Source organism: Halorhodospira halophila SL1 (genome assembly GCF_000015585.1).
Lineage (GTDB): Bacteria > Pseudomonadota > Gammaproteobacteria > Nitrococcales > Halorhodospiraceae > Halorhodospira > Halorhodospira halophila.
The window spans coordinates 955,001-975,645 of sequence record NC_008789.1 but is presented as its reverse complement, the minus strand read 5'-3'; the positions used below and the strand labels follow the sequence as shown (position 1 = coordinate 975,645).

Sequence of the window (20,645 nt, the reverse complement as noted above, 5' to 3'; positions counted from 1 at the left end):
GCATGTTCACCGGGATCGTGGAGACCTGCGGCCGCGTGGCCGCCATCGAGCACAGCGGCGAGGGGCGGATCCTGCGCATCGATGCTCCCCGGCTGGGCCTGGCGGAGTGCCGGATCGGCGACAGCATCGCCGTCGACGGCGCCTGCCTGACCGCCACCGGGATCGAGGATGGGCAGTTCCGTGCCGACGTCTCCGATGAGACCCTGCGCTGCACCACCCTGGGCGGGTTGCGCAGCGGGGTGCGGGTCAACCTGGAGCGGGCGGTCACCCCGTCGACGCCGCTGGGCGGGCACCTGGTGACCGGACATGTCGACGGCGTCGGCGAGGTGGTCGAGCGGGCCCCCGCCGGGGGGTCCGAGCGCTGGCGCTTCCGGGTCCCGGAGGGGCTGGCCCGCTATGTGGCGGTCAAGGGCTCCATCGCCGTGGCCGGGGTCAGCCTGACCATTAACGCCGTCGCTGGACGGGAGTTCGAGGTCAACCTGATCCCGCACACCCTCGACGCCACCAACCTGGGGGAACGCCGCGCCGGCGATCCGGTCAACATCGAGGTGGACCTGGTGGCCCGTTACGTCGAGCGGCTGCTCAGCGCCGGTGCCGACAGTGGCGACGGCGGGGGGCTGACCCTGGAGCAGCTACGACAGGCCGGATTCGGCAATGGATGAACGAATGAGCGAGACGGTGCAGTTCAACAGTATCGAGGAGATCATCGAGGACCTGCGCCAGGGGCGCATGGCGGTCGTCCTCGATGACGAAGACCGGGAGAACGAAGGCGACCTGGTGATGCCGGCGAGCCTGATCCGCCCCGAGGACATCAACTTCATGGCCCGCTACGGCCGGGGGCTGATCTGCCTGACCCTCACCCGGGAGCGCTGTGAGCAGCTGCGCCTGCCGTTGATGGTCCATAACAACGACGAGAAAAACACCACGAACTTCACGGTTTCCATCGAGGCGGCGGAGGGGGTGACCACCGGCATCTCGGCCGCCGACCGGGCGCGCACCGTTCAGGCGGCGGTGGCCCCCGGCGCCCGCCCCGAGGATCTGGTCCAGCCCGGGCACATCTTCCCGCTGATGGCCCAGCCCGGCGGCGTGCTTACCCGCGCCGGGCACACCGAGGCCGGCTGCGACCTGGCCCGGCTGGCCGGTTTCGCCCCGGCGGCGGTGATCGTCGAGATCCTCAACGAGGACGGCACCATGGCCCGGCGCGACGACCTCATGGCGTTCGCTCGCACCCACGGGTTGAAGATCGGCACCGTGGCCGATCTCATCGCCTATCGGGTGCGCAACGAGCGCTCGGTGGAGCACGTCGGTGCCTGCGAGCTGCCCACCGAGTACGGCACGTTCCGTATGCACACTTACCAGGACAACGTCAGCGGTGCGCTGCACTTCGCCCTGCTCGCCGGCCAGGTGGACGAGGAAACCCCGGCCCTGGTGCGCGTGCATCTCGAGAACCCGCTGGCCGACCTGCTCGGCGCCACCGGGCCGCGCTGCGGCTGGCCGTTGCGCTCGGCGCTGCGCCAGGTGGCCGAGGCCGAATCGGGTGTGGTGGTGGTGCTGCGCAACGCCGATGCCAACGACGACATCCTCGAGCACATGCGCTGCTATCAGGGCGGTGGCTGCAGCGAGGAGGCCGGCGGCGTGCCGCTGGATCTGCGCACCTACGGCATCGGCGCGCAGATCCTCACCGACCTCGGGGTGCGCCGCATGCGCGTGCTCAGCGCCCCGCGGCGCATGCACGCCCTGTCCGGATTCGGCATGGAAGTGGTGGAGTACGTCACCCCCGAGGCTTGATCACCAGCGCTTGCGGGGCGCCCGCCGGGCTTGTAGTTTAACGCCGGAACCCGCGCAAGCGCCGGTCCTACCGAAACTTTCTTCAGGAAACCAGGCATGCAAGTAACCGAAGGACAACTCGTCGCGCTGCAGGATGCGCGATTCGCCCTTGTGGCGGCGCGCTTCAACGATCTCATCGTCGACCGGCTGATCGACGGCGCCGCCGATACCCTGCGGCGCCACGGGGTGCCGGAGGAACACCTGGAGCTGATCCGCGTGCCCGGTTCCTTTGAGCTGCCGCTGGCGGTCCAGCGCGTGGCCGACGCCGGCCGGGCCGACGCCGTGATCGCCCTCGGCGCGGTGATCCGCGGTGGTACCGACCACCACCAGTACGTGGCCGCCGAGTGCACCAAGGGCGTCGCCCAGGCGATGATGGGCTCCGGCGTGCCGGTCTCCTACGGCGTGCTCACCGTCGAGACTGTCGAGCAGGCCATCGAGCGTGCCGGGACCAAGGCCGGCAACAAGGGCGCCGAGGCGGCGCTCTCGGCCCTGGAGATGGTCGATCTGATGCGGCAGCTCGAGGCGTAATGGCGGCTTCAGGGGAAGGCAAGCGCCGCTCGCGGGCCCGATCCAAGCTCGTCCAGGCGCTCTATCAGTACGCGGTCACCGGCGCGTCGGCGGAGGATATCGAGCGGCAGTTCCTCGCTGCCGGCCTCGGTGACATCGACGTGGCCTACTTCCGCGAGCTGATCTACGGGGTCACGGATCGGGCGGCCGAGCTCGATGAACAGCTCTCGGCGCTGCTCGATCGTCCCCTGGTGCAGCTCGATCCGGTGGAGCGCTCGATCCTGCGCCTGGGCGCCTTCGAGCTGTCCGAGCGCCTGGAGGTGCCCTACCGCGTCGTCATCGACGAATCGGTGGAGTTGGCGCGGCGCTTCGGCGCTGACCAGTCGCACCGCTACATCAACGGCGTGCTCGACCGCTTCGGTGCCACCGTGGCGCTGCGCGCCGCCGAGCGCGGCGAGCGAAAGTCCAGGCGGGGGGATCGGCAGTGATCGGCGGAGGCGAAGCGGCGCTCATCCAGCGCTATTTCCACGGTCTGACCGCGCAGCGCGACGGGGTCGAGCTGGGGGTCGGGGACGACGCGGCACTGCTCCAGACCGAGACGGGGCTGCTGGCTGCCTGTTGCGACACCTTGGTCGAGGACATCCACTTCCCTGGGGATATCCCACCGGAGGCGCTGGGTCACCGGGTCCTGGCGGTCAATCTCAGCGATCTGGCCGCCGTCGGTGCCCGACCGGCCTGGACCCTGCTCTCCCTGACCCTGCCAGAGAAAGACCCGCAGTGGTTGGAGCGGTTCAGCGCCGGATTCAAGGCGCTGGCCGACCGCTACGGCGTCGCCCTGGTCGGCGGAGACACCACCCAGGGTCCGCTGTCGGTCTCGGTCACCGCCCTCGGCCAGGTGGCCGGCGATCACGGCCTTCGGCGCGGTGGCGCGCGGCCCGGCGACGGCGTCTGGGTGACCGGTACCCTGGGGGATGCGGCCCTGGGGCTGGAGCTGTGGCAGGAGCGCGAGGAGGCGACCGCACTGGCCGGCGATCCGGCCTACCTGGCGGGCCGGCTGTTCCGCCCCGAGCCGCGGGTGGCGGCCGGTACCGCGCTGCTGGGGCGCGCGAGTGCTGCTATCGACGTCTCCGACGGGCTCGCCGCCGACCTGTCGCGGGTGCTCGATGAGAGCGGCGTCGGCGCCACCCTGGAGCTGGAGGCATTGCCCCGCTCCCAGGCGTTCATCGATGAGCAGGGCGACCTCCGCCACCTGCTCCACGGCGGCGACGACTACGAACTCTGCTTCACCCTGCCGGCGGAGCGGGAGGAGGAGATGGCCTGCCTGCGCGAGCACGCCGCCACGCCGGTGACGCGCATCGGCACCGTGGAGGAGACCCCCGGGCTGCGCGGGGTGGACGCCGGCGGCGTGGTCTGCGCCCTGGAGCCGGGTGGCTACGACCACTTCGCGGAGGGGTCGTGAGCACCCCGTTCCGGTTGCGTCGGCCGCTGCACTGGCTGGCCACCGGCGGGGGTCTCGGTCTGGCCCCGCGGGCGCCGGGGACGTTCGGTACGTTGGCGGCGCTGCCGCTGTTCGCGCTGCTCTATCCCGCGCCGTTGGCCGTCTACCTGCTGGCCACCCTGGCGGTGGTGGTCGGCGGTATCTGGATCTGCGGCCGGGCCGCCGACGAGGTCGGCGTCCACGATCACCCGGCCATCGTCTGGGACGAGGTCGGCGGTTACCTGGTCGCGGCGCTGCCGCTGGTGACCGGCTTCGGGGTCTTCTCCGTGTGGCTGGACGCCGCGCTGCTGTTCCTGCTCTTCCGCTTCTTCGACGCCGTTAAGCCCGGCCCCATCCGCTGGCTCGATCGGCATCTGCACGGCGGCCTGGGGATCATGGCCGACGACGTCGCGGCCGGGGCTGCAGCGGCGGCGGTGTGGTACGCCAGCGTCGTGCTGTTGACCCCGCTGGCCGGATGATCGAGCCGTTGGGCGTGTTGCAGTGCCAAAGCTAGAATGTCCAGAAACCAGTCCCGTGAAGCGAGGCCAAACCGCGAGGTGGCGCAGACGGTGAGCGAGCGCGTCTACGTAGAGACCCAAGGCTGCCAGATGAACGATTACGACGCCGAGCGGCTCGTCGACGTCCTGGTCAGCCAGGCCGGCGCGCGCCGGGTCGATCGCCCCGAGGAGGCCGACCTGCTGCTGCTCAACACCTGCTCGGTGCGGGAGAAGGCGCAGGAGAAGGTCTTCTCGCAGCTCGGTCGCTGGCGGCGCTACAAGCAGGACAACCCCACCGTGCTGATCGGCGTTGGTGGCTGCGTGGCCAGCCAGGAGGGGGCCGAGATCCTGCGCCGCGCCCCCTTCGTCGACCTGGTGTTCGGGCCGCAGACCCTGCATCGCCTGCCGCAGATGCTGGCGCGCCGGCGCTCCGGGGCCAGCGCCCAGGTCGACGTCGACTTCCCCGAGATCGAGAAGTTCGACCACCTGCCGCAGCCGCGGGCCGAGGGGCCCACCGCCTACGTCTCGGTGATGGAGGGCTGCAGCAAGTACTGCTCCTTCTGCGTGGTGCCGTACACCCGCGGCGACGAGATCAGCCGGCCGGTGGCCGACGTCCTCGCCGAGGTGCGTAGCCTGGCCGAGCAGGGGGTGCGCGAGGTCAACCTGCTGGGGCAGAACGTCAACGCCTACGCCGGCGCCCTCGACGACGGCGAGCGCGCCGACCTGGGGCTGCTCATCGAGGCCGTGGCGCGCATCCCGGGGATCGACCGCATCCGCTTCACTACCTCGCACCCGGCGGAGTTCCACAGTGGGCTCATCGACGCCTACCGCGATGTGCCCGAGCTGGCCGACTTCCTGCACCTGCCGGTGCAGAGCGGCTCGGATCTGATCCTCAAGCTGATGAAACGCGGCCACGACATCGCCGCCTACGAGGCGCTGATCGATCAGATTCGCGCCGTTCGCCCCGGGCTGGTGTTGGCGACGGACCTGATCGTCGGCTTCCCCGGCGAGACCGAGGCCGAGTTCGAGGAGACCCTGGCCATGGTTGACCGCGTCGGCTTCGATGGCGGCGCCTTCAGCTTCGTCTATAGCCCGCGGCCGGGGACACCGGCGGCGGAGCTGCACGACGGCGTCCCCGAGGCCGACAAGCGCGCCTGGCTGCAGCGGCTGCAGGCGCGGCTGCACGAGCAGCAGAGTGCCGCCGCCCGGGCGCTGCTCGGCACCAGGCAGTCGGTGCTGATCGATGGCCCGTCGCGGCGCGACCCGCGCGAGCTGAGCGGGCGCACCTCGGGCAACCGGGTGGTGAACTTCCCCGGCGATCCGTCCTGGATCGGCCGCTTTGCCGAAGTCGAGATCACCGACGCGCGCACCCACTCGCTCCGGGGCCGCGTCGTCTCCGTGGAGGGCCAAGCCATGCACGCAGCAGTCGGCGCAGGCGGGTAACGGCGTGAGCGACCGGCCGTACGCCATCGATCTCGAACTGACCCCAGCCGACAACGAGCGACTGGCGCGCTTGTGCGGGCAGTTCGACGAGAACCTCCGTCAACTCGAGCGGCGCCTGGCGGTGGAGATCCAGAACCAGGGCCACCGCTTCCGCGTCATCGGCGCGGACGACTCGGTCCGCGTCACCCGCCAGGTCCTCGAGGAGCTCTACGAGGCAGCTGCCTCGCAGCATCTGGAGCCGGAGGATGTCCACCTTTATCTTCAGCAGGCGCGGCTGCAGGAGCTCCACGACGAGGTGGCGGAGCCGGACTCGGACTCGGACCCGGGGGAGGGCGCCGACGACACCGCCCCGGTCCCGACGCAGTGGCGCCGCGACGCGCGGGATGAAGAGGCGGCGGTGATCCGCACCCGCAAGACCGTCGTGCGCGGCCGCGGACCGGGGCAGCGGGCCTACGTCCAGCGCATCCGCGACAACGACCTGAGCTTCGGCATCGGGCCGGCCGGTACCGGCAAGACCTTCCTGGCCGTGGCCTGCGCCGTCGAGGCGCTCGAGGCCGAGGAGGTGCGCCGGGTGGTGCTGGTCCGCCCGGCGGTGGAGGCCGGCGAGCGCCTCGGTTTCCTGCCCGGCGACATGGCGCAGAAGGTCGACCCGTACCTGCGGCCGCTCTACGATGCCCTGTTCGAGATGCTCGGCTTCGAGCGGGTCAGCCGCCTGATCGAGCGCAACGTCATCGAGGTGGCGCCCCTGGCGTTCATGCGTGGCCGCACCCTGAACCACGCCTTCGTCATCCTCGACGAGGCGCAGAACGCCACGGTCGAGCAGATGAAGATGTTCCTCACACGCATCGGCTTTGGCTCCACGGCGGTGGTCACCGGCGACGTTACCCAGATCGACCTGCCGCCGGATAAGCCCTCCGGGCTGCGCGACGCGGTGGAGGTGCTCCACGAGGTGGACGGGGTCAGCTTCACCTTCTTCGCCGCCACGGACGTAGTGCGTCATCCGCTGGTCCAGCGCATCGTCGAGGCGTACGATTCGCGGAGCCGCCAGATCGGCGGCCAGGGCACGGGCAAGGGGCGCAAGTGAGCGAACTGGAACTGGCCTTCCAGCACGTCGCCGGGGCGTCGGCGCCGGAGGCGGAACGGGTGCAGGCGTGGCTTGAGCCCGTGTTCGAGGCCCACGGCCGCGGCGGTGAGCTCACGGTGCGCATCGTCGACGAAGACGAGTCCCGGGCGCTCAACCGCGACTACCGCGGGCGGGACAAGCCCACCAATGTGCTCTCGTTCCCCTGCGAACTGCCCCCAGGGCTGCCGGCCGAGGCGGCGCAGATCCTGGGTGATCTGGTCGTCTGCGCCCCGGTGGTGGCCCGCGAGGCCGCCGAGCAGGGCAAGCCCGAGGCCGACCACTGGGCGCACATGCTGGTCCACGGTGCTCTGCATCTGCTGGGCTACGACCACGAGGACCCGGCGCAGGCCGAGCGGATGGAGGCCGAGGAGCGCCGCATCCTGGCCGCGCTCGGGGTGCCCGATCCCTACCAGGAGCGTTGAAACAGGCAATGCCCGACGGAGAAGCGAACAGTAGCAACGGCGCCGGCGAGAGCGTCTCATGGCGTGATCGCCTGCGCCGGCTAGTCACCCAGGTGGAGCCCCGTTCGCGGGATGAACTGGTCGATCATCTGCGCCGCAGCCAGTCGGTGGGGCTGCTCGACGCCGACGCCCTGTCCATGATCGAGGGCGTGCTCCACGTCTCCGAGCTCCAGGCCCGGGATATCATGATCCCCCGCTCCCAGGTCACCACCGTGGCCCGGGACACCGCGCCCCACGACTTGCTGCCGACCATCGTGCGCACCGGCTACTCCCGCTTCCCGGTCACCGGCGAGAGCAAGGACGATGTCATCGGCATCCTCCTCGCTAAGGACCTGCTGCGGCTCTTCTACGAAGAGGGGCACAACGGCTTCCGGCTGCGTGAGGTCCTGCGCCCGGTCCTGTTCATCCCCGAGAGCAAGCGGCTCGACGCGTTGCTCAAGCAGTTCCGCGAGAGCCGCAACCACATGTCGGTGGTGGTGGACGAGTACGGCGGTCTGGCCGGCATCGTCACCATCGAGGACGTGATCGAGCAGATCGTCGGCGAGATCGACGACGAGCACGACTTCGACGAGGACGCCCCCATCCTGGCCCGGGACGACGGCAGCTGGATCGTCAAGGCGGTCACGCCCATCGAGGCGTTCAACGAGGCCCTCTCCGCCGGGCTCAAGGAGGATGACCTCGACACGGTTGGTGGCCTGGTGGCGCAGCGTTTCGGCCACGTGCCGTGCCGCGGCGAGCGCATCGTCTTTGCCGGCTTCGAGTTCCGGGTGCTGCGCGCCGATCAGCGCCGCATCCACCTGCTGCGGGTCATGCCCGTGGGAAGTGAGGGCCATGAGGACGGCTGAGCGCCTGGCCGCCGGGCGTGCCGGTGTGCTCGCGGCCGGGCTGGCTGGGGGTTTGCTGCCCCTGGCGTTGGCCCCGCTGGGCTGGGCCGTGCTGGCGGTGCTGTCCCCCGCCGTGCTCTTCGCCGTGGCGGCGCTGGCGCCACGGCGGCGCGCCCTGCAGGCCGGCTACGCCTTCGGGCTGGGCCAGTTCGGGGTCGGCGTCTCCTGGGTCTTTGTCAGCATCAACGATTACGGCGGCGCCGGTCCGGTGCTCTCCGGGGGAGTCACCGTGCTCTTCGTGGCCTTCCTGGCCCTCTTCCCCCTACTGGCGGTGGTGCTCGGACGGGGGCTGGGGCGCTGCTCCGGGGTGCGCCTGCTGGTGACTCTGCCAGCGGCGTGGGTGGCGGTGGAGTGGCTGCGCACCTGGCTGTTCACCGGCTTCCCGTGGCTGTTTGTCGGCTACGCCGCCCTAGATACCCCGCTGGCTGGCCTGGCGCCGGTGATCGGCGTGCTCGGCCTGAGCGCCCTGCTGGTATTGCTGGCCGGGGCCGCGGCGTGGCTGGTGGTGGCCCCGGGGTGGCGGCGCGCGGCCAGTGTGGCGGCGTTGCTGGTGGCCGCGGTGGCTGCCGGCGTGGCGGCGGATCGGCCGTGGACCGAGGCCCACGGCGAGCCGGTGCGTGCGGCGCTGCTCCAGGGCAACTTCAGTCAGGACCTCAAGTGGGACCCGGCGGAGCTCCAGCGCATCCAGACCCGCTACGCCGAGCTGACTGCCGAGCACCCGGAGGCGGACCTGGTGATCTGGCCGGAGACGGCCATCCCGCGCCGCTTCGATGCGGTGCAGCCGTATCTAGAGCAGGTGGCCGAGCAGGTCCGCGAGACCGGCGGCACCCTGGTGCTCGGCATCCCCTACCAGGAGTGGGCCCCGGATGGCAGTCAGCTGCACAACAGCGTGGCCGTCCTTGGCGAGGAGCGTGACGTCTACCACAAGCGTCATCTGGTCCCCTACGGCGAGTACGTGCCGTTCCGCGACCTCTTCGGCCGCAGCCTCGACTTCCTCGGCGCCCCGATGGCCGACTACAGCCGCGGGCCCCGGCCGGAGCCGCTGGCCGTCGACAACCGCCTGCGTCTCGGGGCCACAATCTGTTACGAGGTGGCCTACCCGGTGGCCGTGCGGCGCACGGCGGGAGAGGTGGACCTGCTGGTCAACGTCAGCAACGACGCCTGGTTCGGTGACTCCCTGGCGCCCCATCAGCACCTGCAGAAGGCGCGCATGCGCGCTGCGGAGTCCGGGCGCTGGATGCTGCGTGCGACCAATACCGGCATCACCGCCGTGATCGGTCCCGACGGTGAGGTGGTCGAGCGTCGACCGCAGTTCGAGGTGGCCACCCTCGCCACCGAGGTCGAGCGCCGCAGCGGCACCACCCCCTACGCCCGCATCGGCGACGGTCCCCTGCTGGGACTGCTGGCCGCTGCGCTGCTGCTGCCCGGAGGGTTGCGGTGGTATCGCCGGCGGCGGGTCGGCGGGTCAGCCGCCGAGTGAGCCCAGCCAGGGCAGGACCACCGGCAGCAGGAAGGCGGTCACCAGCCCGGCCAGCCCCAGGCCCAGGCCGGCGAAGGCGCCGGCGGCGGCGCTGCTGCTGAACGCCTGGACGGTGCCAAAGCCGTGGGCGGACAGCCCCAGGGCCAGCCCGCGGGCGGCCTCGTCCCGGATGCGCAGCAGCCGGAAGACCAGCGGGGCCATCAGGCAGCCCAGGGCCCCGGTGATCAGTACCAGGCCGGCGGTCAGCGACGGCAGCCCGCCCAGGCGCTCGGCGATGCCCATGGCGATCGGCGAGGTGACCGACTTCGGCGCCAGCGACAGCAGGGTCTCCCGCGAGGCGCCCAGCGCCGCCCCCACCCACACCGCCGAGAGCGCCGCCGCCAGGCTGCCGGCCACCACCGAGACGGTGATCGGCAGCAGCAGCTGCCGGATGCGTGGCAGCTGATCGAACAGCGGCACGGCCAGGGCCACGGTGGCCGGGCCGAGCAGGAAGTGGATGAACTGCGCCCCCTCGAAATAGGTGTCGTAGTCCGTGCCGGTGAGCAGTAGGAAGGGGATGAGCAGGGCCGTGGCGATCAGCACCGGGTGGGCCAGCGGCGCGTTGTTGAGTCTTCGCCAGACCGCCTGACCGATCAGGAAGGCCACCAGGGTGATGGTCAGCCCCAGCAGCGGGCTCTCGGCCAGGAAGGCCCAGATGTCCTGAAACTCCTCAGTCATCGTCGTCCTCCGCCTTGGCACTGCGCCCGCGCCGCAGCCACCGCCACTGGAACAGGACGGCGGTCACCGCCAGCGCCACCCCGGTGCTCACCACCAGGGCGGCGACGATGGCCAGCGCGTCTTCCTGCAGGCGCGGCAGGTGCAGGAGGATGCCCACCCCGGCGGGGATCAGCAGCAGGGCCAGGTAGCGCAGCAGGCCCTCGGCGGCGGTGCGCAGCCCGGTGGGGACCCGACCGACGGCAATCAGCGTGGCGAAGAGCAGGGCCAGGCCGATCACCGGACCGGGCAGTGGCAGGCCGAACAGCCGGGCGAGCACCTCGCCGAGCAGCTGGAAACCGAGCAGCAGGGTCAGGCCGAGCAGCACTCGGGGGTCTCCGCCTGGCGCAGGGTCAGCACCGGCCAGCCGTTGCGGCGCGCCTCGGCGCGCAGGGTGTCGTCGGGGTCCACGGCCACCGGGTGCTCGACGTGGCGCAGCAGGGGCAGGTCGTTGAGCGAGTCGCTGTAGAACCACTTCTCGGCCTGCTCCAGGCCGTGCTCGCGCAGCCAGGCCTCGACCACCCGGATCTTGCCCTCGCGGAAGGTCGGCGTGCCGGTGTGGCGGCCGGTGTAGCGGCCGTCCCGCCGCTCCGGTTCAGTGGCCAGCAGGGTGCCCACGTCCAGCCGTTCGGCGATGGGGGCGGTGACGAAGCGGTTGGTGGCGGTGACGATGGCCAGGTGGTGCCCGGCACGGCGGTGCTCCTCCAGGAGCGCCTCGGCGGCGGGCAGCACCAGGGGCTCGATCCAGTCGCGCGTGAAGTCGGCCCGCCAGGCGTGGAGCTGCTCTTCCGGGTGCTGGGCCAGCGGGCTGAGGGCGAAGGCGAGGAAGGCGTCGATATCCAGTCGCCCCTCGATGTAGTCCTGGTGGAAGCGCCGATGGGTCTCGGCGAAGGCCTCGCTATCGACGGCCCCGCAAGCCACCAGGTACTCGCCCCACAGGCTGTCACTGTCTCCGGCGATCAGGGTGTTATCCAGGTCGAACAGGGCGACGGACACTGCACCTCCTTCGGTTGTCGAGGATGGGAAGGGGGGCGGCCTGGCGCTGCGGCAACGTTGCCCAGGTTGCGCCCACTGTGAAAGAATAACATCGGCTTTTTCTGCGTAGGGAGGCGTCTCCGGGTGGTCGATTCAGACGGCTTTCGGCCCAATGTCGGCATCATCGTCGCCAACGACGACGGGCGGGTGCTGTGGGCTCGGCGGGCCGGAGAAGACGCCTGGCAGTTTCCCCAGGGCGGGGTCGAGGCCAACGAGACCCCGCTGGAGGCGCTCTACCGCGAGCTGCGCGAGGAAGTGGGCCTCGGGCCCGCCGACGTGGCCGTCCTCGGCGCCACGCGCCGCTGGCTGCGTTACCGCCTGCCCCGCCGCATGATCCGTCGCCGAGGCAGCCGGTGCATCGGCCAGAAGCAGATCTGGTTCCTGCTGCGCCTGCTCGCCGACGAGCAGCGGGTGCGCGTCGACCGGGTGGCGCGCCCCGAGTTTGACCGCTGGCGGTGGGTCGACTACTGGTATCCGGTCGAAGAGGTCATCTTTTTCAAGCGCCAGGTGTACCGCCAGGCGCTGCAGGAACTCTCCGGCTATCTGCAGGCCGATGACTGGGCCGGCACCGGCACCGAGGGTGGCCCCGCTGCGGTCATCCCGCCGGCGGCTCGGCGCCGATTGCGATAGGGCGGGGCTTGATGCTCGAAATCCTCCACCGCGTCTCCCGAGAAGTGAACGCCGCCCCGAACCTGCGCCAGGGGCTGCGGATCATCGTCGAGCGGGTCGCCGATGCCATGGCGGTGGATGTCTGCTCGGTGTACCTCCTCGACGCCACCCAGGGCGACTTCGTCCTCATGGACACCCGTGGCCTGAACACCGAGTCGGTGGGCCGCGTACGCCTGACCTCCGCCGAGGGGCTGGTGGGCCTGGTGGCCGAGCGCGAGGAGCCGATCAACCTCAAGAACGCCCCGGCGCACTCGCGGTTTCGCTACTTCCCCGAGACCGGCGAGGAGCGCTACTCCTCCTTTCTCGGGGTGCCCATCATCCACTACCGCTCGGTGCTCGGTGTGCTGGTGGTCCAGCAGGCCGAAGAGCGCCGCTTCGAGGAGAACGAGGTCGCCTTCCTGGTCACCCTGGCGGCGCAGCTGGCCGGGGCGATCGCCCACGCCCGGGCCAGCGGCGGGATCCACGACATCGGCGACGAGCCGGTGGCCGGGGACAGTCGCGCCCTGCGCGGTCTGCCCGGGGCCCCGGGGGTGGCCATCGGCACGGCGGTGGTCCCCTATGCCCAGTCGGACCTCAACGCCATCCCCGATCGTACGGCCGCCGACCCCGAGGCCGAGGTGGCGACCTTCGAGGCCGCCGTCGACCAGGTCACCGCCGAGCTGCGCCAGCTCGGCCAGCAGATCTCCGGCTCGGTCAGCGCCGACGAGCAGATGCTCTTCGATGTCTATCTGCGCATGCTCGAAGGCGATAGCCTGGTCAGCGAGACCGTCGAGCGCATCCGCGCCGGCAACTGGGCGCCCGGCGCGTTGCGCCAGGTCATCGGGGAGCACGTGCAGGTCTTCGAGAACATGGACGACCCCTACCTGCGCGAGCGGGCCAGCGACATCCGCGACCTTGGGCGGCGGATCCTCGGGCGCCTGCGCGATGAGGGCGGACGGGTGGAGGACCTGCCCGAGAAGGCCGTGTTGGTCGGCCACGAGGTCAGCGCCTCGCAACTGGCCGAGATCCCCAGTGATCGGCTGGTCGGTGTTGTCTCGGCGACCGGTTCGCGCAACTCCCACGTGGCCATCCTCGCCCGCGCCCTGGGTATCCCGGCGGTGATGGGGGTGGACGACCTGCGGACCCGGAAGATGGACGGCCGGCCGGTGGTGGTCGACGGCTACGCGGGGCGCTTCTACGTCGATCCCACGGAGACCGTGGAGCAGGAGTATCAGCGCCTGATCCGCGACGAGGCGGAGTTCACCGAAGGGCTCGAGGCGGTGCGCGACGAGCCGGCGATCAGCCCCGACGGCCGCAACCTGGCCCTCTACGCCAACACCGGCCTGATCTCCGATATCAATCTGTCGCTGGCGGCCGGTTGTGACGGCATCGGGCTGCACCGCACCGAGTTCCCGTTCCTGATCCGTGACCGCTTCCCGGGCGAAGAGGAGCAGGCTGACCTCTACCGCCGGGTGCTGGAGCAGTTCGCACCGAAGCCCGTCACCCTGCGTACCCTGGATGTCGGCGGCGACAAGTCGCTGGCCTACTTCCCCATCGAGGAAGAGAACCCCTTCCTCGGTTGGCGGGGGATCCGCCTGACCCTGGACCACCCGGAGATCTTCCTCACCCAGCTGCGCGCCATGCTGCGCGCCGACGTTGGCCTGGGGAATCTGCAGATCCTCCTGCCCATGGTCAGTCGCCTGGAGGAGATCGCCGACGTGCGTCGGCTGTTGCTGCGCGCCCGCCAGGAGCTGGCCGAGGAGGGCATCCAGGCGCGCATCCCGCCCCTGGGCGTGATGATCGAGGTGCCTGCCACCATCTACCAGATCGATCGCTACTGCGATCAGGCCGACTTCCTCTCCCTCGGCTCCAACGACCTGACCCAGTACCTGCTGGCTGTGGATCGCAACAACAGCCGCGTGGCCGGGCTCTACGACGAGCTGCACCCGGCCGTGCTCGGCGCGGTGCAGCACGTGGCCCAGGCGGCGCGGCGCCACGGCAAACGTCTGACCGTCTGCGGCGGCATGGCCGGCGATCCGGCCGGGGCCATCCTGCTCATGGGCTTCGGCATCGAAGGGTTATCGATGAGCGTCTCGAGCCTGCTGCGCATCAAGTGGGTGGTGCGCCGCGTGCCCGTCCGGCGCGCCGCCGAGCTGGCCAACCGGGCCGTCGAGATGGACTCCCCCGAGGAGGTGCGCCGCATGCTCCGCCGTACCCTGGAGGAGTACGAGCTCGGCGGCCTCATGCGGGCGGGCAAGTAATCGCTCGCAATTGACAATCACTCGCGTTCAAGGTTTGATGGTGATCAGTCGTGATGATCGGGGCCTGCCATGTACGTCTGCATCTGTAACGCCGTAACCGACCGGCAGATCCGCGAGGCCATGGCCAGTGGCTGCGCCTCCATGCGCGAGCTGCGCGCCCGGCTGGGCGTGGCCGGTTGCTGTGGGAAGTGCGTCCCGGAGGCCCGGCAACTCCTCGGCGAATGTGCCGGGTGCCCACTGGAGCGCCGGCCCGATGCGGCCGGTCCGGAACCGGTCCCCGTTGAGTCGCCCGGGGTCGGGACGGCGGCCGGAGGGGCGACAGACGCGGTGCGCGGGCCCTGATAGAATCACCACTGGACACTCAGGAACGCGTTCATCAAAGGGGGCGCAATGGCGAGCGACAAGAAGGTCATCGAATACCTCAACGGCGGGCTCAAGAAGGAGCTCACCGCGATCAACCAGTACTTCCTCCACTCCCGGCTGGCCTACGATTGGGGCTTCGACAAGCTTGGCGCCAAGGAGTACGAAGAGTCCATCGAGGAGATGCAGCACGCCGATCAGTTCATGCAGCGCATCCTCTTCCTCGGTGGTCTGCCCAACCTCCAGGAGCTGGAAAAGCTCAAGGTTGGCGAGAACGTGCGCGAGATGCTCGAGGCGGACCTGGCCGGTGAGCACGACAGCCTGGCCTATTACCGGGAGGCTGCGGCCTACTGTGAGTCGGTGCAGGACTATGCCTCGCGGGACCTGTTCACCCGCCTGATCGCCGACGAGGAGGGCCACGCCGACTGGCTCGAGACGCAGATCAAGCTGATCGATCAGCTCGGTGAGGCCAACTACCTGCAGATGCAGATGGTTGCGGCCAATGAAGGCGAGGGTGAAGGCGAAAGCGAAAGCTGAGCCCACGGCTTCCAGGATCGCCGCTGTACGGGACCCCGCCGGCGCTGCCGGCGGGGTCCCGTACGCTTGGGGCGGATGCTAGAAAGGCTTGACCACGGCGAGGATCACCACCGAGATCAGGACCAGCACCGGCAGCTCGTTGAACACCCGATACCAGACGTGGCTGCGCTCGTTGCGGTCGTCGGCGAAGGCCTGCAGCAGCTGACCGCAGTAGAGGTGGTAGGCGATCAGCAGGGTGACCAGGGCCAACTTGGTCAGCATCCAGCCCTCGTTGAGCAACTGCGGAAACAGCACCAGCATCCAGATCCCCAGGCCCACGGCGACGATCGCGCTCGGATTCATGATGCCGCGGTAGAGCTTGCGCTCCATGACCTTGAAGCGCTCGTTGCTGATCTCGTCCTCGGCCATGGCGTGGTAGACGAACAGCCGGGGCAGGTAGAACAGCGCGGCGAACCAGGTCACGATCGAGATGACGTGGAAGGCTTGGATCCAGGTGTACAGCACGACGGGTCCTCCTGACGAAAATGAACGGGCGGCGTTGCGCTCGGTACTGACTCCGGGCGTATTGTAGGCCCAGCCAGTGTGCCGGCGGGAGTCCGTGCGGCCATCCGTAACCGGAAACAAGGGGGAGTGGAAAGACCCATGATCGAAGTAGGCATAGTCGGCGGTACCGGATACACCGGTATGGAGCTGCTGCGCCTGGTGGCCCGCCACCCCAAGCTGCGGTTGGCGGAGATTACCTCGCGGGCCGAGGCCGGGACGCGCGTCGACGAGCTGGTGCCGGCACTTGAGGGGGCCGTCGACAACGTCTTCACCGCCCCGGATACCGAGCGCCTGAGCCGGTGCGATGTGGTCTTCTTCGCCACGCCCAACGGCATCGCCATGGAGTCGGCGCCGGCGCTGCTCGAGGCCGGCTGCCGGGTCATCGATCTGGGGGCCGACTTCCGGCTGCGCGACCCGGCGGTCTGGACCGAGTGGTACGGCATGAGTCACAGCTGCCCCGAGTTGCTTGAGGAGGCCGTCTACGGCCTGCCGGAGGCCAACCGCGATGCCCTGCCCGGGGCGCGACTGGTTGCCAACCCGGGCTGTTACCCCACCGCCGTGGCGCTGGGGCTGCTGCCGTTGCTCGAGGCCGGGGCGCTGGCCGATGGGCCGGTGGTTGCCGATTGCAAGTCCGGGGTCTCCGGTGCCGGGCGGGCGGCCAAGGTGGCCACGCTGTTCTGCGAGGCCAACGAGGGGTTCAAGGCCTACGGCGCCAGTGGCCATCGCCACCTGCCGGAGATCGAGCAGACCCTGGCCCGGGTGGCCGGCGCGCCGGTGGACGTGACCTTCGTCCCGCATCTGGTGCCCATGACCCGGGGTATGCAGGCCACCCTGCACGTCGTCGTGGACCGCCCGCTGGACGAGCTCGAGGCCCTCTACCGGCAGCGCTATGCCGACGAGCCCTTCGTGCATCTGGTCGCCTCCGGGGGGCACCCCGAGACGCGCTGGGTGCGCGGGACCAACCACTGCCGGATCGGCCTGCACCAGCCGCCGGGGCGTCCCGACCGGGCGGTGATCCTGTCGGTGATCGACAACCTCACCAAGGGCGCAGCCGGGCAGGCGGTGCAGAACCTCAACCGGATGTTCGGCCTGGAGGAGACCGCCGGGCTCGAGGGGCTGGCCTACGTGCCGTAGGTCGTCGTCGGTTTGACCTGGCCGGTAGGTGCCGACAGAATGCATGTTATCCGCCGTGGGCCAGGTCGGCCCCGGTGTCCATCTGCGGAGGGATAAGCCATGAGCGATATCGCCGAGCCCGAGACCCACGCCCCGGCCGATGATCAGCTGCTGATCTTCACCGACGCCGCTGCGGACAAGGTCCGCGAGCTGCTCGACGGCGAGGAGGGGGGCGACGTCAAGTTGCGCGTCTTCATCACCGGCGGTGGCTGTTCCGGTTTCCAGTACGGCTTCACCTTCGACGAGACCGTCGAAGAGGGCGACACCATTATCGAGAAGCGCGGGGTCAAGATCGTCGTCGATCCGGTCAGCGGCATCTACCTGCAGGGGGCTGAGGTCGACTTCTCCAGCGGTCTCGAGGGCGAGCAGTTCATCATCCGCAATCCCAACGCCACCACCACCTGCGGCTGCGGCTCGTCCTTCGCCATCTAGGCGGCGCCCGAGGCGGGGTTACGGTGCGTAGACCCCGCCCAGGACCGCCCTGCGTCGGGCTCCGGTGACCGACGGCAGGTTGCCGGGGTGGTGGTGCAGCCGGGCCCAGGCCAGCCAGGCGAAGGCCGCCGCCTCCACGTAGTCCGGGTCCATCCCCAGGGCGGCGGTGCTCGCCACCGCGGCCTCCGGGCAGTGGGCCTGGAGCCGCCGCATCAGGTCCCCGTTGTGGCTCCCCCCACCGCAGACCCACACCCGAGCGGGCGCGTCGCCGCCTCGGCCCAGGGCGTCGGCCACGGTGCTGGCGGTGAGTTCCGCCAGGGTGGCCTGCACGTCCGCCGGATCCTCGTCGCCGCGGCGATGCGCCAGGAGCCACTCCAGATTGAAGTGCTCGGGGCCGGTGCTCTTCGGCGGCGGCCGCGCGAAGTACGGGTCCGCCCGCAGGCGGCCCAGCAGCTCCTGATCCACGCGGCCACTGGCCGCCCAGGCGCCGTCGGCGTCGAAGCGGGCGTCCAGGTGGCGCCGCGCCCAGGCGTCGAGCAGGGTATTGGCCGGCCCGCTGTCGAAGCCGATCACCGTCCCGGCCCCGGCCGGGAGCAGAGTCAGGTTGGCGATCCCGCCCAGGTTGACCACCGCCGAGGCCGCATCGCCCGCCCCCCAGCAGTAGGCGTGGAAGCTCGGGGCCAGCGGCGCGCCGTGCCCGCCCTCGGCGATGTCGCGGCGGCGGAAGTCGGCCACCACCGGTAGCCCGGTCCGAGCGGCGATGCGGTTCGGGTCGCCGATCTGGACGCTGCTCGCACCGTCGTCGGTGCCCGCCTCCCGCCCCTGATGCCAGACGGTCTGCCCGTGACAGCCGATGGCGGCCACGGGCAGTTCGGCGGGGGCCTGTCGTTGGATAGTGTCTGCGGCCTCGGCGAAGGCGTCGGCCAGGCGTCGATCCAGCTCGCAGAGGCGATGTAGCGGCGTATCGGCGCCGGCCTGGTGGACCGCCTCGGCCAGCTCGGAGTCCAGCGGGGTGTACCTGGCGGCCAGGATGCCCCGCACCGCGCCGTTGGGGGCCAGGTGCAGCAGGGCGGCGTCAATGCCGTCGACACTGGTACCGGACATCAGCCCGACATACGCCGCGTCGCCATCCCCTGCGCTCAACGCCCCTCCCCTTGGCTGGCCAGCTGGATCTCCGCGGAGGAGTCCCCGCGCAGGGCGGCCAGCCGCGGCGCGACGTGCTCGCGGAAGGCGCGGCGGTGTTCCTCGGGCAGTGGCTCGGCACGGGGCAGGTCCACCGTTACCGGGTTGCGGTGGCGGCCGTTGTCGATGAATTCGTAGTGCAGGTGCGGGCCGGTGGCCTGTCCGGTGGCGCCTACGTAGCCGATGACCTCGCCGCGCTTGACCCGGTCGCCAACGTTCAGCCCCCGGGCGTAGCGCGATAGGTGGGCGTAGAGGGTCTGGTAGCGGTCGCTGTGGCGCAGGGTGATCACCCGGCCATAGCCGCCGTTGCGGCGCCGCTCCACGACCCGCCCGTCCGCGGCGGCGCGCACCGGCGTGCCCGTGGGGGCGGCCAGGTCCACGCCCAGGTGCGGGCGGCGGACCCCAAGGATCGGGTGGCGGCGGTTGCGGTCGAAGTGCGAGCTGATTCGCTCGAAGTCCACTGGATAGCGGGTGAAGGTGCGGGCGAGGCTGGTGCCGTCGGGGGTGTAGAAGCTCACGCGGCCGTCGGGGTCTTCGAAGCGCAGCGCCTCCAGGGTCTTGCGGGCGCCGTCCAGGCGCATGGCCTTGAGCCGCTTGTGCAGGGTGCTGCCGTCCGGGCCAAGGGTGCGCTCGTAGAGCACCGAGAAGGTATCGCCGCTGCGTAGATCCCGCCCCAGGTCAATGTCGCCGTCGAGTACGCGGGCCAACTGCATGATCATCCGGTCATCGAGCCCCGCGCGGCGCGCCGAGAGGAACAGCGAGCCGTCCACCGTCCCCTCCACGCGGCGGATCTCGCGCTCCAGCTCCCGGGGGACCATGCTTGCCTCGAAGCCGTCGTCGCCGCGGCGGACCAGCAGTTTGTGCTCGCGGTCCACGGCCACGCGCACCCCGGCCAGCGCGCCGTCCTTGTCGCGCAGTAGCGTCAGGGCCTGCCCGGGGCGCAGACGGGTCAGTGCGGACTGTGCGGACTCCCCGGCGTTGAGGATGCGCTGGACGTCACCGGGGGTGTGTCCGGCCCGGCTAAGGATCCGCGCGAAGCTGTCGCCGGAGCGGACGGTAATCTCGTGCTCCTCCAGCTCCGGGAGCGCCTTGACGTCCTGAACCGCGCCCTCGGCCGCGGCGTCTGCATCGGCCTCACCCTGGAACGCGCTGTCGGTGGCGCCGGGGGGTGTGGGGATCGGCAGGGTGGTGGGGCGGCCTAGCGGTTCCTGGTCGGTGCCGGATGGGTCGGCCTCGGCCGTGGGAGGTTCGGGGCTAGCCACCGCTACGGCGGGGAGGGACAGCTCGGCGCGGGGCGTCCCCTGCTCGTTGGAGGACGAGCCGCTCACCCCGAGCCAGATCAGGACGGCGGCGGCGCTGGCGCTGCCGGCGGCGACGGCCATCCGGAGGACCGGGCGGCGGTGTCGGCGTCTGCGGCCTGCCGAGGGCCGGCGTCCCTTGAGGTCGAGGTCGGTTAATCGGGTCTGCACGGGAGGAGGCTCCAGTCTGCGCGTGGCGGATCGGTCCCGGGCGCGAGTGCGCGCTCGCCGTCGGCGCGGCGTCGGGCTCGGCCACAATCCGGGGGTTACGGTACAATACGCGATTTTACATAGCGATGGGCAGGGGGCGAGCCATGACGATGGAAGATGCACAGGCGCTGATTCGACGCGGGGTTGAGGAGATCATTCCGGAGGCGGAGCTCGACGAGCGCCTGCGATCGGGCAAGCGGCTGCGCATCAAGGCCGGCTTCGATCCCACCGCGCCGGATCTGCACCTTGGCCACACCGTGCTGATCAACAAGCTGCGCCAGTTTCAGGACCTGGGGCACGAGGTGCTGTTCCTGATCGGCGATTTCACCGCCACCATTGGTGATCCGAGCGGCAAGAGCGCCACCCGTCCGGCACTGACTCCGGAGGAGGTGCGTCAGAACGCGCGCACCTATGAGGAGCAGATCTACGCCATCCTCGACCCGAAGCGCACCCGGCTGGTCTTCAACTCCGACTGGATGGGCACCATGCAGGCTGGCGATCTGATCCAGCTCGC

24 protein-coding genes (1 of these 24 cut by a window edge) are annotated in these 20,645 nt (G+C 70.4%); 18 read left to right on the top strand and 6 right to left on the bottom strand.

What is annotated here, in order from left to right; translation table 11 throughout:
• Window positions 1–2 precede the first annotated feature (2 nt).
• From HHAL_RS04600 to lnt, 11 genes are all read left to right on the top strand, one after another.
• Window positions 3–662 (top strand): riboflavin synthase, encoded by a 660-nt coding sequence (locus tag HHAL_RS04600; protein ID WP_011813698.1) that lies wholly within the window; start codon window positions 3–5, stop codon window positions 660–662.
• Between the two features lie 4 nt (window positions 663–666).
• The gene (gene ribBA, locus HHAL_RS04595; RefSeq protein ID WP_041595059.1) at window positions 667–1,788 is read left to right on the top strand and encodes a bifunctional 3,4-dihydroxy-2-butanone-4-phosphate synthase/GTP cyclohydrolase II; all 1,122 of its coding nucleotides are present in this window, start codon (window positions 667–669) and stop codon (window positions 1,786–1,788) included.
• Window positions 1,789–1,884: 96 nt separating this feature from the next.
• The gene (gene ribH, locus HHAL_RS04590) at window positions 1,885–2,355 is read left to right on the top strand and encodes a 6,7-dimethyl-8-ribityllumazine synthase (protein WP_011813696.1); all 471 of its coding nucleotides are present in this window, start codon (window positions 1,885–1,887) and stop codon (window positions 2,353–2,355) included.
• Window positions 2,355–2,822 (top strand): transcription antitermination factor NusB, encoded by a 468-nt coding sequence (gene nusB, locus HHAL_RS04585; protein ID WP_011813695.1) that lies wholly within the window; start codon window positions 2,355–2,357, stop codon window positions 2,820–2,822. Before ribH ends, nusB begins: the two co-directional genes overlap by 1 nt.
• A complete protein-coding gene (thiL, locus tag HHAL_RS04580; RefSeq protein ID WP_011813694.1) occupies window positions 2,819–3,793 on the top strand; it encodes a thiamine-phosphate kinase in 975 nt (324 codons plus the stop codon). Before nusB ends, thiL begins: the two co-directional genes overlap by 4 nt.
• Complete coding sequence (locus tag HHAL_RS04575) at window positions 3,790–4,290, top strand: phosphatidylglycerophosphatase A family protein (protein ID WP_011813693.1); 501 nt, start codon at window positions 3,790–3,792, stop codon at window positions 4,288–4,290. Before thiL ends, HHAL_RS04575 begins: the two co-directional genes overlap by 4 nt.
• A gap of 90 nt (window positions 4,291–4,380) precedes the next feature.
• The gene (gene miaB, locus HHAL_RS04570) at window positions 4,381–5,751 is read left to right on the top strand and encodes a tRNA (N6-isopentenyl adenosine(37)-C2)-methylthiotransferase MiaB (RefSeq protein ID WP_041595401.1); all 1,371 of its coding nucleotides are present in this window, start codon (window positions 4,381–4,383) and stop codon (window positions 5,749–5,751) included.
• Between the two features lie 4 nt (window positions 5,752–5,755).
• Window positions 5,756–6,835, top strand: coding sequence for a PhoH family protein (locus HHAL_RS04565; RefSeq protein ID WP_011813691.1), 1,080 nt, complete (start codon window positions 5,756–5,758; stop codon window positions 6,833–6,835).
• Window positions 6,832–7,296 carry an rRNA maturation RNase YbeY gene (ybeY, locus tag HHAL_RS04560; protein WP_011813690.1) on the top strand — a complete coding sequence of 155 codons (465 nt, stop codon included), beginning with the start codon at window positions 6,832–6,834 and terminating at the stop codon, window positions 7,294–7,296. The genes HHAL_RS04565 and ybeY overlap by 4 nt, the downstream gene beginning before the upstream one ends.
• 8 nt (window positions 7,297–7,304) lie before the next feature.
• Entirely contained in the window at window positions 7,305–8,180 is an 876-nt protein-coding gene (locus tag HHAL_RS04555) for a CorC family transporter (RefSeq protein ID WP_011813689.1), read from the top strand.
• Entirely contained in the window at window positions 8,167–9,699 is a 1,533-nt protein-coding gene (gene lnt, locus HHAL_RS04550) for an apolipoprotein N-acyltransferase (protein WP_011813688.1), read from the top strand. Before HHAL_RS04555 ends, lnt begins: the two co-directional genes overlap by 14 nt.
• Here lnt and HHAL_RS04545 read toward each other — a convergent pair.
• From HHAL_RS04545 to HHAL_RS04535, 3 genes are read right to left on the bottom strand one after another with little or no spacing between them, the layout of a single operon-like run.
• Entirely contained in the window at window positions 9,685–10,416 is a 732-nt protein-coding gene (locus HHAL_RS04545) for an LrgB family protein (protein ID WP_011813687.1), read from the bottom strand. The two genes, lnt and HHAL_RS04545, sit on opposite strands and share 15 nt — an antisense overlap.
• Window positions 10,409–10,780 (bottom strand): CidA/LrgA family protein, encoded by a 372-nt coding sequence (locus HHAL_RS04540; RefSeq protein ID WP_011813686.1) that lies wholly within the window; start codon window positions 10,778–10,780, stop codon window positions 10,409–10,411. The genes HHAL_RS04545 and HHAL_RS04540 overlap by 8 nt, the downstream gene beginning before the upstream one ends.
• Entirely contained in the window at window positions 10,765–11,448 is a 684-nt protein-coding gene (locus tag HHAL_RS04535; RefSeq protein ID WP_011813685.1) for a histidinol-phosphatase, read from the bottom strand. The genes HHAL_RS04540 and HHAL_RS04535 overlap by 16 nt, the downstream gene beginning before the upstream one ends.
• A 123-nt stretch (window positions 11,449–11,571) precedes the next feature.
• Here HHAL_RS04535 and HHAL_RS04530 point away from each other — a divergent pair, with 123 nt between their 5' ends.
• The 4 genes from HHAL_RS04530 to bfr all read left to right on the top strand — a co-directional run bounded on the left by HHAL_RS04530 (window position 11,572) and on the right by bfr (window position 15,293).
• On the top strand, window positions 11,572–12,117 hold the full coding sequence (locus HHAL_RS04530) for an RNA pyrophosphohydrolase (RefSeq protein WP_011813684.1): 546 nt from the start codon (window positions 11,572–11,574) through the stop codon (window positions 12,115–12,117).
• Window positions 12,118–12,128: 11 nt separating this feature from the next.
• A complete protein-coding gene (gene ptsP / locus HHAL_RS04525) occupies window positions 12,129–14,396 on the top strand; it encodes a phosphoenolpyruvate--protein phosphotransferase (protein WP_011813683.1) in 2,268 nt (755 codons plus the stop codon).
• Between the two features lie 69 nt (window positions 14,397–14,465).
• Complete coding sequence (locus tag HHAL_RS04520; RefSeq protein ID WP_011813682.1) at window positions 14,466–14,738, top strand: bacterioferritin-associated ferredoxin; 273 nt, start codon at window positions 14,466–14,468, stop codon at window positions 14,736–14,738.
• 48 nt (window positions 14,739–14,786) lie between these two features.
• Window positions 14,787–15,293 carry a bacterioferritin gene (gene bfr, locus HHAL_RS04515; RefSeq protein WP_011813681.1) on the top strand — a complete coding sequence of 169 codons (507 nt, stop codon included), beginning with the start codon at window positions 14,787–14,789 and terminating at the stop codon, window positions 15,291–15,293.
• Window positions 15,294–15,371: 78 nt separating this feature from the next.
• Here bfr and hemJ read toward each other — a convergent pair whose 3' ends face one another.
• Window positions 15,372–15,797, bottom strand: coding sequence for a protoporphyrinogen oxidase HemJ (gene hemJ / locus HHAL_RS04510; protein WP_011813680.1), 426 nt, complete (start codon window positions 15,795–15,797; stop codon window positions 15,372–15,374).
• Window positions 15,798–15,935: 138 nt separating this feature from the next.
• Between hemJ and argC the strand changes: the two genes are divergently transcribed.
• On the top strand, window positions 15,936–16,970 hold the full coding sequence (gene argC / locus HHAL_RS04505; protein WP_011813679.1) for an N-acetyl-gamma-glutamyl-phosphate reductase: 1,035 nt from the start codon (window positions 15,936–15,938) through the stop codon (window positions 16,968–16,970).
• Between the two features lie 99 nt (window positions 16,971–17,069).
• The gene (gene erpA, locus HHAL_RS04500) at window positions 17,070–17,441 is read left to right on the top strand and encodes an iron-sulfur cluster insertion protein ErpA (RefSeq protein WP_011813678.1); all 372 of its coding nucleotides are present in this window, start codon (window positions 17,070–17,072) and stop codon (window positions 17,439–17,441) included.
• An 18-nt stretch (window positions 17,442–17,459) separates the two neighbouring features.
• Here the strand turns inward: erpA and HHAL_RS04495 are convergent, their stop codons facing one another.
• The gene (locus HHAL_RS04495) at window positions 17,460–18,584 is read right to left on the bottom strand and encodes an anhydro-N-acetylmuramic acid kinase (RefSeq protein WP_011813677.1); all 1,125 of its coding nucleotides are present in this window, start codon (window positions 18,582–18,584) and stop codon (window positions 17,460–17,462) included.
• Window positions 18,581–20,005, bottom strand: a complete 1,425-nt coding sequence (locus tag HHAL_RS04490; RefSeq protein WP_049751446.1) for a peptidoglycan DD-metalloendopeptidase family protein — start codon at window positions 20,003–20,005, stop codon at window positions 18,581–18,583. Before HHAL_RS04490 ends, HHAL_RS04495 begins: the two co-directional genes overlap by 4 nt.
• 230 nt (window positions 20,006–20,235) lie before the next feature.
• Between HHAL_RS04490 and tyrS the strand changes: the two genes are divergently transcribed.
• Window positions 20,236–20,645, top strand: the beginning of a protein-coding gene (gene tyrS, locus HHAL_RS04485; protein ID WP_011813675.1) for a tyrosine--tRNA ligase. The gene runs 793 nt beyond the window's last position; only the first 410 of its 1,203 coding nucleotides appear in the window; its start codon is at window positions 20,236–20,238; the stop codon falls past the right edge of the window.

Coding starts and splice junctions, on each gene's coding strand:
- HHAL_RS04520 (WP_011813682.1), top strand. CDS start 14,466: ATGTACGTCTGCATCTGTAACGCCGTAACCGACCGGCAGATCCGCGAG.
- HHAL_RS04490 (WP_049751446.1), bottom strand. CDS start 20,005: ATGGCCGTCGCCGCCGGCAGCGCCAGCGCCGCCGCCGTCCTGATCTGG.
- lnt (WP_011813688.1), top strand. CDS start 8,167: ATGAGGACGGCTGAGCGCCTGGCCGCCGGGCGTGCCGGTGTGCTCGCG.
- erpA (WP_011813678.1), top strand. CDS start 17,070: ATGAGCGATATCGCCGAGCCCGAGACCCACGCCCCGGCCGATGATCAG.
- HHAL_RS04545 (WP_011813687.1), bottom strand. CDS start 10,416: ATGACTGAGGAGTTTCAGGACATCTGGGCCTTCCTGGCCGAGAGCCCG.
- ribH (WP_011813696.1), top strand. CDS start 1,885: ATGCAAGTAACCGAAGGACAACTCGTCGCGCTGCAGGATGCGCGATTC.
- ptsP (WP_011813683.1), top strand. CDS start 12,129: ATGCTCGAAATCCTCCACCGCGTCTCCCGAGAAGTGAACGCCGCCCCG.
- argC (WP_011813679.1), top strand. CDS start 15,936: ATGATCGAAGTAGGCATAGTCGGCGGTACCGGATACACCGGTATGGAG.
- ribBA (WP_041595059.1), top strand. CDS start 667: ATGAGCGAGACGGTGCAGTTCAACAGTATCGAGGAGATCATCGAGGAC.
- nusB (WP_011813695.1), top strand. CDS start 2,355: ATGGCGGCTTCAGGGGAAGGCAAGCGCCGCTCGCGGGCCCGATCCAAG.
- HHAL_RS04555 (WP_011813689.1), top strand. CDS start 7,305: ATGCCCGACGGAGAAGCGAACAGTAGCAACGGCGCCGGCGAGAGCGTC.
- bfr (WP_011813681.1), top strand. CDS start 14,787: ATGGCGAGCGACAAGAAGGTCATCGAATACCTCAACGGCGGGCTCAAG.
- HHAL_RS04600 (WP_011813698.1), top strand. CDS start 3: ATGTTCACCGGGATCGTGGAGACCTGCGGCCGCGTGGCCGCCATCGAG.